Below are 13,527 nucleotides of genomic sequence, written 5' to 3' on the forward strand. Positions count from 1 at the left end.
TTTATGTTTTTTAACCTGTTTTTTAATATCAATACGTGTATGAAATTTTTGCACCTTTAATTTTCTTTACTCCATAAGTATTCCAATTACTACAATATACTCGGACAAAATAACCGCCGTTATTATTATCTACAACATGATCGAGTGCTACCGTTTCTTCAATAATATCACTCGAATTCCCAGTCGTTTCAATAATATCTGAAACTAAAGCGAAACTTTCTTTAAATTTTTCCTTTCCTAAATTTATTGATAATTTTGTCTCCGAATTATCAATGTAATACACTGTAAAAGCATCTATATGAGCGCCATGAGGTAATTGTACTGGAGCGTTTAATACACATATTGTTGTAGCTCCATTGGTATTCGTTATTTCTACACCACCAGGACCAATTGAATTAATAAATGAACAGACTTCATTATTCGGATAAAACACAGCTGCTGGAATACTAATTACTTGCTTCTTTTTAGCAACATCCAAAGCATAAGGTACAGCCTTAAACTCTGTTGTGCCCATATCGACTAATCCATCACCTTTATCAATTAAAACATTTAAAAAATGAGTGTCGATGCCCCATTCAATACTTGTAAAATTTGGACTTCCAGAATTTAAAGTGCCTTCTCCAATATTAATAACTATAAAGCCATTATCATCTGTAGTTGGTTCATGATTTTCAGAATAGACATTGGTTTGTGCAGAACCACGTAATATATTAAACTGCACCTCTATTTGGCTGTTCGTTATTAAATTACCACTTCCGTCTTTTATAACAGCCTTATAATTAATACCATTTTGGGCAAAAGCCATGGGAGTTAGAAATAAGATGAATAAGGTTATTTTTGTTTTCATAATTAATAGTTTTTATTTATTTCGGTGCAAATAGTTTTTCGGAATCTGAGTAACCTATACCAGTAAATGTAATTGGTGTAAAGGAAATTGTGCTCATCGTTTCATCTGCTAATTGATCTTCTTCAAAGCGAATTTTCATGTTTAATACCTCAGCAGTTCCAGAAGCTGTTGGATTCGATAAATCCAACGTGCCGTTAATTTTACTTTCTGGCACACGCTTCCCGCCTTTTATTTTAAGTTGATACATGGCACTCATAGTTCCGCCACCTTTTTTAGGCGTTTTAAGTATAGCCGTAGCTTCTTCCAATATATTGGTATCACCATCATAAAAAAGCTGTATACTTTCCTTACCTTTTTCTAACTGCTTTGTAAACGTAATTATAGCTGTACGCTTTTGTGTTTTTTTGTGCCTGCTTACAATACCCGAAGCTTTGCTATAGCTCCAAGCTTCACCGTTGATTTTACAAAAAAAAGTAGCTTTAGATTTTTTTTTGGTTACACTTGGCGTTTCTTTTTTAACGACTTCTGGTGTTTTATTTTCAACCGTTGCTGTTTTTGTCTCGTTTTTACAAGACAGAATAAGTATGGTAAGTAGTAAGATGACCTTGTATGTTTTCATGAGTTTAGATTAAAGTTTATATAGAATATAATTAAATTTATTACTAAACTTAATTAAGGTTTTCATAGCATTATTAAAACAAATACAAGATTCAAATCACCTATATGTACCACACATACATGGATAATTTGCATTTGGACCAACCCCATTAAATACTTTTAAATACGTTTTAAAAGGATTACTCCCATTTTCTATAAAAGTTGAATCTTCGATACGTATTTCCCCTGTTGTTCCACGGCCACTATCTCCAGCGTTAATATTGAGCCCATGAGCATTATTTTCATGAGCACTTGCAAAATAGGTATTACCTACATTATAGGTAACTGGTGTAATTGCCCAAAATCGTACTTGATTAATACTATTTAAATTAGTTTCATCATAGTTTCCTAAAATTATGGCTTGGGTTATTTGCTCTAAAGTAAAAGCACGTACGTTAGGGTCTCCAGGATAGGCTGCTTCACACATTTTTTGTGCAGCCTGCCACCCATGCTTTTCATTAAATTGAAATCTTGCATTAGAGCTTATTAAACTTCTTCCTAAAATATAAGGTTCAGGAAGTTTAATAATTTTTTCCGCAATTTGAGCATGCTTCGCATATGGAACAGACATGAACTCCGTAGTTCCCATATCTACAAAACCTTCTCCAATATTAATATACACACTAAGAAAGTGTCTACCACTTGCCCAATCTATATCTGCAAAAACACCGCTATTTACAGTACCTTCACCTATGTTAAGTATTACTAACCCATTAGCATCGGTAGTTGGTGTATGCGTTTCTAAATAATTATTGTCTGAAGGATTAGATATGCCTGTGAGAATAGCAAACCTAACTTGTACTAAATCGTTGGCTACTACATTACCACTAACATCTTTTATAATGGCTTTATAGTTAATGCCTTGTTGGGCATTAACACATATTGAAATTAAAAATGCAACTATTAATAGTATTTTGTTTTTCATAATAAGTGAATTAATTACTAGATTTTGATTCTATAAAGTCTAATCTTGCTACTAAGGTTTTTATAATTTCGTTTTGAGCAGTTATAGATTTATCTTGAATAAGATTTTTTTCAATTTGAGTATCGATAATTCCCTGTTGTTCTTGCAATGCTTTTATTAATATTGGAATCAACTCAATGTAAGACAACGACAATATATCTTGCGCTTCAACATAATGTGTAATACTTGGAAATACCTCTTGTACTTCTTGGGAAATTAAACCCAAGTTACGCTTAGTGTCCTTTTGCTCTTTCATTAAATAGCTTACAGGATTAAGTTGCATTACTTTATTAAGTGTGCCATTTTCTAAACCAGTAATATTTTTTTTTAAACGTCTGTCTGAGACTGTAACATAGGCTCCTGATGTTTCATGAAAATAACTAGTATATATACCATTTCGATAAAGCACAAGCGCACCTAGATTGTTTACATGAAATTGCCACGATTTATCACTATTTAAATTTTTTATACTAATGGCATTGGTGAGATTTGATGGTGTTGGTCCTCCATCTTGATGCGCTACTTCTAATAAACTTTGTGGACTTGAAGTATTAATACCTGTTTTACCATTTTTTAAAACTGTAAATGCATCATTTCTATTTGTGTCTAAAGTACCATTACCTACAACAAACAAGCGATCATTTTCGTCCCAACTTGTTACACCCGTTGGTTCATAGGTTGTATTATATCTACCGATAGCCATTTCTGCAAAAGATGGAGCTTCTGTTCTAGATCCCATTGCTGTAGATAAATCTCCTGAAGCTGTTGTCCCAATCCCCATGGCTGTTGAAAAATCTCCTGAAGCTGTTGTTCCCCGCCCCATGGCTGTAGACGAATATCCTGAAGCTACTGACGAATAGCCCATTGCTGTTGAAAAATCTCCTGAAGCTGTTGTTCCACTCCCCATGGCTGTTGAATACTGGCCTGAAGCTGTTGTTCCACTCCCCGTGGCTGTAGACCAATCTCCTAAAGCCTTTGCGTATAATCCCATTCCTGTTGAATACTGGCCTGAAGCTTCTGTGTATACTCCCATTGCAAAAGAAGCATATCCTGTAGCACCATATAACTCTGAATTTTCAACGCTAATACTTAAATCTATAGCGCTGTATCCAATAGAACCAAAGTTTTCAGGATTACTACCTATTAACCTCCATCCCGCACCATTACCTTCATCTATAGACTCTAAACCTGTAGGTATGGTGTTTGGTTGATTAATTAAATCGTTATAATCGCCACTAAATACATTTTCGGCCACAGCGGCTATTTCAGCGTGTTTAGCATAGGGAACAGACATAAACTCGGTAGCATCAAAATTAATAGTACCACCACTATAGGTTAAACTTGTTTGCAAAAAATGAGCATATTTACCCCAAGCTATACTATTAAAATCGCCAATACTTGGTGTAATATCTGTACCTATGCTTAATATTACGAGGCCGTTAGCATCGGTGGTATAATTATGATCTTCCTGGTACACCACAGCTCCTGTTTCTGTGTTTTGATGGATGCTAAATTGTACTGTCATGTAAGTATTGCTTAGTACATTGCCATCGGTATCTTTTAAAATTGCTTTGTAGTTAATGCCTTGTTGGGCATTTACTAATTGAGTAATTGTTACAAAACATAGCATTAATAATCTTTTAATAACGGTGTGGGTTTTTGGCTTTTTCGTGAACATAGTTTCTAGTTTTTTAATTAATAATTACCTTTTTTGTAATTGTATCACTACCATATTCTATTTTAGCCAAATACAGACCCGATGGCAAGGCTCTTACATCCACTTGATTTTTATTTGTTTTCAATACCTGCTTTCCTAATAAATCATATAACTGAATTTGGTTAATAGCTTCATTAGAAGTAATTTTAAGATATTCTGATGTTGGATTTGGATATATAAGAAACGTTGGTTTTTCATGAAACTCATTGCTACTCAAAACTTCTGGAAGCGACCAATAAGTAACAATGCGTAAAAACCCTCTCCAATCATTAGGTGTTGCATCTGTATTCCAACTTTGGTAGATAAACTCTATTTCGTTATCGTTAGCATCATAGGTTTTTAGATGCCTATACTTATTTTCCCATACATCAGCGCTACTATTCCACTCTTGTATTATAAATTCGGTTTGGTTACCATTTACATAGCTATACAACCAACGATCTACGTTTCTATATTCAGACGTAAACCAAAGTTGAGTTACACTTTCCGCAATAAGTCCCTCTGCTGTGTACTTGTTCTCTATTTTTTTATATGGAGCACTAGAAAACTCACCAGTACTAGAATTATATCCATAATACTCAACATCTGTTAACTGCCTATCCATGTTGTATGTGTAATCTATTTTTTCGTCATTTTCCCAAACGGCAACATCTCGATAATATATTTCGCCTATTTGGTAATCAACTAAACTATCTGCATAATTATTAGTAGTACGCTCTTGTGGAACAAACACACTCAAGGAAGTATCATGAGCTAAGATGGTGGTTGTATTTAAAAAGTTATCGACATAAGTTTTAACTTCTTTTGAATTAATTTTCCAGGTTTCGTTGATATATGATGAATTCTCATGTACAATTTCATTGCCATCGTCATCATAGATATAGACGTGTTTGTATTTATCATTCCAACCGCTATTTGGGCTATTCCAGTTTTGTTGTATATTACTTTCTAACTGGTTATCTGCTGTGTAAGTTTTATTGAACTGATAATAATTAACCCAATTAGTACCTGTTAGAAATTGCCTGCGAAAATTTGTTTCTTTAATACCGCCATTATCGTAAGTAAGAAACTCTTTAGTATTATGTCGCCAATTGTCATTATAATTATCCCATTGAAAAAGGTGAATGGAATCTTTTCTAAAATCTGATTGCGCATTGAAATTAAGAATTCCTAAAAAAAAGGTAAAAACCCATAAAGTGTAACACTGTTTCATTTTTCTCTATTTATTAAAGCTGATTATTTTTATAACTTTATTCTTATGCATTATTTTTAAAATGTATTCGCCCTCTTCAAGGTGATTTACATTTAGATATATACTATGCTTTGGGAGAGATTCTATTTTACCAGTAAATTTTTCACTTTTTTTAGACACTTGCTAACAGGTAAATAAATGAATGCTATTAACTTATTTCAAATGTAAACAGCTTATAAATAATTAGTTATAATATATGTAACAAGAACTATAAATTATGTAACATTGCAGTAATAGCAATAGTTTAGAGAGACCTATTTCACCTTAACAAAAACTTTTATAATATAATTTAGGGCGTGTTATTATAATTGAAAATGAAACCTGTTTTAACTTAGGGGTTTAAGAAGTACTTATTTAGTATAATGCTGTTTAGCATACTCTGTTGGTGTACAGTTAAAAACATTTTTAAAACATTTTGCAAAATAAGAATGGTCGTTAAAACCAACCGAATAACCAACTTGAGAAATATTAATATCGGATGATTTTAATAAGTCTGCCGCTAATTTTAAGCGTTGCGACCTAATAAACTCTGATGCAGATAAACCTGTAAGAGCCTTAATTTTTCTATGTAATTGCATGCGACTCATGCCTACGGCATCACTAAAATGTTCTACATTAAAAGACGATTCTACGAGATTTGTTTCTAGAATTTCCTGAACTTTATTTAAAAATTGCTCATCTAAATTAGTAACAGCAATATCTTTAGGAGTTAGCACTATTTCCTGACTGTAGCGACTTTGAAGCTTTTGCCTAATCGCGATAAGGTTAGATACTTTAGTTTTTAACAGTTTAGAGTTAAATGGTTTTGTAATATAATCATCGGCACCAATTTCTATACCTTTTAATTCGTTTTTGTCTCCTGCTTTCGCGGTGAGTAAAATAATGGGGATATGACTCGTAAGCTCGTTATCTTTTAATGTTTTGGTAAGTGCTACACCATCTTTAACAGGCATCATAATATCAGATATTATAATATCTGGCACATGCTCGATAGCTAAATCTATACCAATTTGTCCATTTTTAGCCGTAATAATATTATAATAATCTTCAAATGTTTGTTTAAGTAAAATGGTAACATCTACATTGTCTTCAACTATTAACAGAATAGGCTTATCTGTATCTTCAAAATCGTCCTCTATGTTTTTGGAAGCTTCAATTTTAACCGATTCGTAATCGTCGGTAATTTTAGATGATGCTATAAATACTTCATTTTTAAAACTATTTCTATCTATAGGCAGTGTAACACTAAAGCAAATAGCTTCATTAAGCTTACTTTCCACTTTTATGGTTCCTTTATGAAGTTCTACTAATTCCTTCACTAGAGCTAAACCAATACCTGTTCCCTGGTTGTTTTCATCGGTTTGATAAAAACGAGTAAAAATATGATCCTGTTCTTGCTTTGTTAACCCTACACCTGTGTTTTTTACACTAAAATGCCATGTATTGTTTTTAATATAAGACTTACAAGTAACGCTACCATTAGCGGGTGTGTATTTTATAGCGTTAGACAATAAATTGATACTTATTTTCTCAACTGCGTCCTTATCAAACCAAACGGTATCTTCATTTTTTTCAATTTGTAGTTGATAATTAATATGGTTTTGTTCAGCTGAATAGTTAAAAGATTCTGCTAACCCAGAAATAAGGTCTTGAATATTTCCTTTTTGAATATGAAGTTTTAATTGTCCTGCATCTATTTTTGATAAATCTAATAATTGATTTACTAATGCCAATAACCTATCGGAATTACGCTTAGCCATAATGAACTGATCTCGTTTTTTATCTGAAATAGAAGGATCTTCAATAGCGGCATCTATTGGATTTGATATTAAAGTAAGTGGTGTACGAAACTCGTGCGATATATTAGCGAAAAAGTTTGATTTGGCAGTATCTAGTTCTTTTAATCTTGTATTTGTTTTTTGACGGTTTCTATAAAGCACGAAAAGAAATAGTCCGGCAAGCGTTGTAAACCCTAAACCGCCAACTAATAAGTTCCGCTCATTCTTCTGTTGTTGTAGGGCTAAATCACTTTCTGCTTTTAAAGATTTTATCTCCTTGTCTTTTTGTTCTGTTTGATATTTCCCTTCAATTTCTTTAATAGTTTCAGCAATTTGAATTTGACTGAGTGAATCTTTTATTTTGTATGCTATTTTACTAAGATTATTTGCTTTTCGATGCTCCCCTGTTTGCGTATAAACATCTGCCATAACAAATGCCAAATCCTTTTTAAGTATGCTGTTATTTATACTTTCATTTAATTGAATCCCAACCTTAGACCATGATAAAGCTTTTTGTAAATTATTTTGGAGTAATGAAAGTTTTGCGAGTTCAAGTGCATTTGTACCCGCTTGTAAATTAAATTTTGATTCCTTATAAAATTCAAAAGATTTCGTAAAATAGACTTTTGCTTCTTCTAATTCATTTTTATCCAATTTAATAAGGCCAAGTGCTCTCCCTATCTCTGCGGCGTTACTTAAGTCTTTAATTTTAATAAAAAATTTCTGCGAATTGGTTAAAATACTATCCGCTAAGTTTAGTTTTTGTTGTTTAAAATATAGTTTACCTAACTCTACATTATTAGTACTCATGTAATATTCGGCAGCTGCCGCGGGTAGTTTTCCAAACTGATTATTTGCTTTTAAATAATATGATTCGGCAAGTTCAAGATCGTCAAACTCCAAGTAAATGCTTCCTAAATTTTGATATGCTGCAGCAATAACATCTGGTCTTAATGTCTTTTTAACATGCATAGAATCGACCTTTAAAAAATATATTTGAGCCTTTTTAATAAAATCTTGTTGCTTATAAATAGTTCCTAAAGCGGTGTATGTATCTGCTTTGGTCATATAAGACAGTTCGTCTTCGCTATTAATATTTAATAAAGCTTTCTCACATGCAAATTCTGCTTCTTTAAATTCGCTTAAGAGGTACAAATTTCTACACAGCCCATTGTAAGCTATGGCTGCTCCAATATTATATTTTTCATTTTCTGATTTCCTTGCTGAGCTTTGAAAATAATATAAGGCAGAATCCCTTTGTTGCGTGCGTCTAAAATACTGAGCATATAAATATTCCGTATCGGCAATTCCCTTTTTATAACTGCTTTTTTTTGCAACTTTAAAACTCTTCTGTATATAATAAAGCGCACTGTCGGGCTTTGGATTTATGTACTGAATTACCTTTGTTTTATATTTTGCAATTAGAGCAGAATCTGACTGTTTATCATTTTGTCCTAAACAACAAAAACAGACCAAAAACAAAAATGGGAAGTATGCGAATTTCATAAGAATAATTAATAGCTTATTAAATATACGCAATTATATAAAAAACAGATGGTTGCACTTAAAATCTTTACATAAAAAAGGCTTTAAATTTAAAATCTAAAGCCTTCTTTATGTTTATGTTATTTTATAACCACCACTAGGTTATGTTTAAATCTTATAATACGCTTTTAATGAGTTCTGCCATTTTATTAGCACGTTGTTTAACTTCCTCCTCTGTCCATGATAGTTTTATTAAACACGAGATGTTTCTTGATATATAATGATCGGATTTTTCAAAAGTTTTAGTTTGAAGATACTCTAAACCTTCTTTTACTTCTTTAGTAATAGGAAATAAAGATTTTAAATCTTTTAAATGATCCCATTTACGAATGTAATGCCAGTTGTTATCGAAATAATTCCAACAAGCATCTACGCCTCCATTTTTAAAGGCTTCAATTACTTTTCTAGAGGTTTCTAAATCGGGTAAAAAGAAGTTTAAAAACGCACAACTTTCTACACCTCCTTCTGGAACCGTTCTAAAAGTAACTTCTGGAATTACCGATAAAGCCTCACGTATAATATTAAAATTACGCTTTTGTATATCTAAAAATTCTGGTAAACGTTTTACTTGTGCTAAACCTACAGCGGCATGCAATTCTGATATTCTAAAATTATAGCCTAAAAACGGATGTGTTTCTGCCCCACGATCGCTACCAACATGATCGTGACCATGATCACTGTAATGGTCGGCATTGGTGTAATACGTCTCATTATTGGTTATTACTGCACCACCTTCTCCACAGGTAATTGTTTTTACAAAATCGAACGAAAAACAACCAAGATCTCCAACACTTCCTAAAGGTTTTCCGTGATACGTGCCCCCGATAGCTTGGCAAGCATCTTCTACTAACAAAATATCATGTTTTTTAGCAATGGCTTGCAAGGCATCCATATTTGCCATGCTACCACACATTTGTACCACCATAATGGCTTTTGTTTTTGGTGTTATAGCGGCTTCTACAGCTTCAGGATTTAAACCTAAAGTATCATCTATATCTACTAAAACAGGAACAGCGCCTAACATCATTATAGCTTCAAAACTAGCTACAAAAGTAAAGGTTGGCATAATAACCTCGTCTCCTGCTCCAACGCCAGCAGATCCTAAAGCGACCGATACAGCCGCTGTACCGCTTGATACGAGTTGTACGTGTTTAGATTGAAATGTGTTTTGCAGTTCGCTTTCTAAGGCTTTCGCTTTCCAATGCCCTTTACGCATACCATCGAAACCATAGCGCATTAAAACACCATTGTCTAAAACATCGTTTACTTCTTGTTTTTCTAATTCTCCAAATAATTCGAATCCTGGCATATTGTTGTGTTTTTATCTTTTTATTCTATGTTGGACGGTTGCTGCGTTAGGGATTGAACGGCTTGTTTGAAATCCTTTTTGTTTTAGTGAAAAAACAAAAAGATTGAGTAGTGAAAGCCCGACCCTTGCGGTAACGCCCAAATATATTAAATTTCTATAACGGTTTGATTAATTGGTTTTCGTACTTTTTTTAGGGTTGAAAACATATCATCGTCCGCGCGATATCCAACAGGCATAATTAATGCTGATTTTAATCCTTTTTCTTTAAGTTGAAGGATATCGTCGTATTTCTCAGGTAAAAATCCTTCCATTGGGCAGGCATCTATATTTTCGATGGCACAGACCGTCATGAGGTTACCGAGAGCTATATAGGCTTGGTTTTTAGACCAACTTTGGCGTTGTTCTAAAGTTTTATTTTGCATCATACCTTTAAGCTGCTCGCGGTATGGGTTTAATATACTTTCTGGCGTGTTGCGTATAGTTTTTATATTGTTATAATACTCTATAATGTCGGTATCTTCTATATTTTCTTGAATGCATATTACCAGCAAGTGCGATGCATTTACTACTTGCGCTTGATTGTAAGAATACGGTAACAGGCTCTCGCGAAGTGTTTTATTTTTTACAATTACAAGATTTAACGTTTGTAAACCAAAAGAGGTTGCGGTTAAGTTAAAGGCCTCTTTAATTGTATTTAACTTTGCTGGTGTTAATATTTTGCTAGCGTCGAACTTTTTGGTTGCATAACGCCATTGCAACTGTTTTATAATATCCATTCGGTTTTACTTAATTGATTTACAAAAGTAAGGTTTTAAAAGTTTGTTTTTTTTGAATTATTTCGGAAATGTTGCTGCTTTTGTTCAATGATATTTTTTTTAAACATTTATTTTTTCTGTTTTAACCTATAAATGAATAGGTTATAAATTACTTTTAAAATTATTTTAAAAAAACTATATTTTTATTTGAATAGAACGAAAAAGGCTCTTATATTTGCACCCGCATTCAGGGAATAACCTGATAAGGCACTCAGGAGAAATGGCAGAGTGGTCGAATGCGGCAGTCTTGAAAACTGTTGAGGGTCACACCTCCGGGGGTTCGAATCCCTCTTTCTCCGCTTAGAGATTAAAAAATCTCACTAAAAGCCCGTAAATATTATGTTTATGGGCTTTTTTAATTTCTATCGATATCAAATAAAATTATATTAAATTTTCGAGATTCGGTTCTTAAATTTTGAATATAAGTGACGTACCGATGCAAACTGCATTCTCAATCTTATTTTACCTTAGAAGAAAACGATGTCGATAAAAACGGTTATACTATAATTTACTTAAGGATATCTACAAATGGTAAACGTTGCTAATTCAGTATTAAACGAAAAGTGCTCTTGACTACATGAAATTTTAAAGCAATTAAGGTTCATGAGACTAACACCAATATCTGTGAGTTTCATAGATATATGGATACTATTAAAATCTATGTTAATAAAATTCAAGAAACGCTTTCTAAAAACGAGTAACTAATTACGTTTGTAACCTATCACGAACATTTAATGAGGCAACAACCTAAAGACAAAGATGCTATTGATAATTTTATAATAAAAATATTACAGAAATAACGCCGAAAGACTTGTTGGTAAAGAAAATGTAATCTTTCGGTTAACTATTCCTTTAGCTCTTTTAAAGAATCAGCAAAACAGTAAGCTCTACCAAATTGAATCCGCCCTCTAAAACGATATAAACCTGCATTAATCAAACTTTTGTTGGCTGAAGATAGTTTTGACAGTATCAGCTGATTAATTTATAAGCATATGGCATAATAAATATTACGACAATTAAATTAGGATAAAAGCTCACATTAATAATTTTAACATTAATCGCTTCACTATTTTTTAGAAGTGTGATTTACTAAAGCTCAAACCAATCTTGAGTTATTTCTTCTTCTACAGTTATTTTATTTCTGTGAATGTATTCATGTTTAACGGCATTGTATTGGTAATCTAATTGCCATTCTTGATAGTTTTTCGAAACTTGTTCAATGGCATTACAGATAAATACAACTTCATCGTTTGTCATTGTTGGGTGAATGGACATTCTTATCCAACCTGGCCGCTCCATTAAACAACCTTCTAATATTTTTTGCTCAATACTTTTGGATGTTAATTGGTTTACATGTAACAAATAATGACCATAAGTACCTGCACAAGAACAGCCGCCACGCGTTTGTACACCAAAACGATCATTCAACAATTTTACAACTAAGTTATAATGAACATTATCTATATAAAAAGAAAACACTCCCAATCGGTCTCTATGATTTTCCGCTAGAATGTGTAAATTTTCAATTTTTGTAAGTCTTTGAAAGATGATATCATTTAGTTCATGCTCTCTTTCTAATATGTTTTCCACACCCATTTGTTGCTTTAACTTTATAGCAAGTGCGATTCTAATAGCTTGTAAAAACCCCGGTGTACCGCCATCTTCTCTAGTTTCTATATCATCTATATAATCATGATCACCCCATGGATTTGTATACAAAACGGTTCCTCCTCCAGGGTTATCAGGGACTAAGTTTTTATATAATTTCTTATTAAAAATTAAAACACCAGATGCACCAGGACCTCCTAAAAATTTATGAGGAGAGAAGGTAATGGCATCCAAATATTCATCTTCATTTTCTGGGTGCATATTAATTTCAACATAGGGTGCAGAACATGCAAAATCTACAAAACATAAACCATTGTTTTGATGCATCAATCTAGCGACTTCGTAATAATTTGTTTTGATGCCAGTAACGTTAGAACAGCCAGTAATTGCAGCCATCTTTATTGGGGTTTCCACATATTTATCTAAAAGTGATTGAAGACTTTTTAAACATGGTAACCCATCCAAATTGGAAGGGATCACTTCTACCTTAGCAATAGTTTCTAACCATGAAGTTTGATTAGAATGATGCTCCATGTGAGACACAAAAATAACTGGACGCAGCATAGCAGGCACTTGCGTATGATCTTTTAAATTCTCATTTAATTTAATTCCTAAAAGACGCTGAAACTTATTAATAGCCCCGGTCATACCAGTACCAACAGTAATTAAAACATCATCTTTAGATGCATTTACATGACTTTTAATAATATTTCTAGCCTCGTGATAAGCTCGTGTCATGGAAGCACCTGTAACGGATGTTTCTGTATGCGTATTTGCTACAAATGGCCCAATATCATTTATTAGTTTCTCTTCTATAGGCCGATACAGCCTTCCACTCGCTGTCCAATCTGCATATAAAACTTTTTGCTTTCCGTAAGGTGATTCAAATTCTTGATTATTACCTATAATATTATCCCTAAAGCTCTTAAAATAAGTTTCTAAACGCGATGGGTTTGAATTTGATATTGCTTCTTTTGTTTCAGACTTAATCATAAGATTTTAAACTCAAATTATTTTTTAGTTGATATTAGTTAG

9 protein-coding genes and 1 tRNA gene are annotated in these 13,527 nt (G+C 32.8%); 1 reads left to right on the top strand and 9 read right to left on the bottom strand.

What is annotated here, in order from left to right; genetic code table 11:
• Positions 1-28: 28 nt before the first annotated feature.
• The 8 genes from ACJJV4_RS02340 to ACJJV4_RS02375 all read right to left on the bottom strand — a co-directional run bounded on the left by ACJJV4_RS02340 (position 29) and on the right by ACJJV4_RS02375 (position 10,845).
• Positions 29-847 (bottom strand): hypothetical protein, encoded by an 819-nt coding sequence (locus ACJJV4_RS02340; RefSeq protein WP_405291729.1) that lies wholly within the window; start codon positions 845-847, stop codon positions 29-31.
• 16 nt (positions 848-863) lie between these two features.
• Positions 864-1,466: a hypothetical protein gene (locus ACJJV4_RS02345; RefSeq protein ID WP_405291731.1), complete on the bottom strand. Its 603-nt coding sequence runs from the start codon at positions 1,464-1,466 to the stop codon at positions 864-866.
• A gap of 96 nt (positions 1,467-1,562) precedes the next feature.
• On the bottom strand, positions 1,563-2,429 hold the full coding sequence (locus ACJJV4_RS02350; RefSeq protein ID WP_405291733.1) for a hypothetical protein: 867 nt from the start codon (positions 2,427-2,429) through the stop codon (positions 1,563-1,565).
• Positions 2,430-2,439: 10 nt separating this feature from the next.
• Positions 2,440-4,146, bottom strand: coding sequence for a tail fiber domain-containing protein (locus tag ACJJV4_RS02355; RefSeq protein WP_405291735.1), 1,707 nt, complete (start codon positions 4,144-4,146; stop codon positions 2,440-2,442).
• 13 nt (positions 4,147-4,159) lie between these two features.
• Positions 4,160-5,398 (bottom strand): T9SS type A sorting domain-containing protein, encoded by a 1,239-nt coding sequence (locus ACJJV4_RS02360; protein WP_405291737.1) that lies wholly within the window; start codon positions 5,396-5,398, stop codon positions 4,160-4,162.
• A 389-nt stretch (positions 5,399-5,787) separates the two neighbouring features.
• Positions 5,788-8,721 (bottom strand): response regulator, encoded by a 2,934-nt coding sequence (locus tag ACJJV4_RS02365; RefSeq protein WP_405291739.1) that lies wholly within the window; start codon positions 8,719-8,721, stop codon positions 5,788-5,790.
• Positions 8,722-8,875: 154 nt separating this feature from the next.
• Positions 8,876-10,069 (bottom strand): DegT/DnrJ/EryC1/StrS family aminotransferase, encoded by a 1,194-nt coding sequence (locus ACJJV4_RS02370; RefSeq protein ID WP_405291741.1) that lies wholly within the window; start codon positions 10,067-10,069, stop codon positions 8,876-8,878.
• 146 nt (positions 10,070-10,215) lie between these two features.
• Positions 10,216-10,845, bottom strand: coding sequence for an NAD(P)H-dependent oxidoreductase (locus ACJJV4_RS02375; protein WP_405291743.1), 630 nt, complete (start codon positions 10,843-10,845; stop codon positions 10,216-10,218).
• 253 nt (positions 10,846-11,098) lie between these two features.
• Between ACJJV4_RS02375 and ACJJV4_RS02380 the strand changes: the two genes are divergently transcribed.
• Positions 11,099-11,183, top strand: a tRNA-Ser gene (locus ACJJV4_RS02380).
• Positions 11,184-11,973: 790 nt separating this feature from the next.
• Here the strand turns inward: ACJJV4_RS02380 and ACJJV4_RS02385 are convergent.
• Entirely contained in the window at positions 11,974-13,485 is a 1,512-nt protein-coding gene (locus ACJJV4_RS02385; protein WP_405291745.1) for an aminotransferase class V-fold PLP-dependent enzyme, read from the bottom strand.
• Positions 13,486-13,527: the final 42 nt, after the last annotated feature.

This window comes from Algibacter sp. Ld11, assembly GCF_045066735.1.
GTDB lineage: Bacteria > Bacteroidota > Bacteroidia > Flavobacteriales > Flavobacteriaceae > Algibacter.

Bases quoted from the DNA above. Each gene is read 5' to 3' on its own strand.
- ACJJV4_RS02365 (WP_405291739.1), bottom strand. From the start codon at position 8,721: ATGAAATTCGCATACTTCCCATTTTTGTTTTTGGTCTGTTTTTGTTGT.
- ACJJV4_RS02360 (WP_405291737.1), bottom strand. From the start codon at position 5,398: ATGAAACAGTGTTACACTTTATGGGTTTTTACCTTTTTTTTAGGAATT.
- ACJJV4_RS02350 (WP_405291733.1), bottom strand. From the start codon at position 2,429: ATGAAAAACAAAATACTATTAATAGTTGCATTTTTAATTTCAATATGT.
- ACJJV4_RS02375 (WP_405291743.1), bottom strand. From the start codon at position 10,845: ATGGATATTATAAAACAGTTGCAATGGCGTTATGCAACCAAAAAGTTC.
- ACJJV4_RS02355 (WP_405291735.1), bottom strand. From the start codon at position 4,146: ATGTTCACGAAAAAGCCAAAAACCCACACCGTTATTAAAAGATTATTA.
- ACJJV4_RS02340 (WP_405291729.1), bottom strand. From the start codon at position 847: ATGAAAACAAAAATAACCTTATTCATCTTATTTCTAACTCCCATGGCT.
- ACJJV4_RS02345 (WP_405291731.1), bottom strand. From the start codon at position 1,466: ATGAAAACATACAAGGTCATCTTACTACTTACCATACTTATTCTGTCT.
- ACJJV4_RS02370 (WP_405291741.1), bottom strand. From the start codon at position 10,069: ATGCCAGGATTCGAATTATTTGGAGAATTAGAAAAACAAGAAGTAAAC.
- ACJJV4_RS02385 (WP_405291745.1), bottom strand. From the start codon at position 13,485: ATGATTAAGTCTGAAACAAAAGAAGCAATATCAAATTCAAACCCATCG.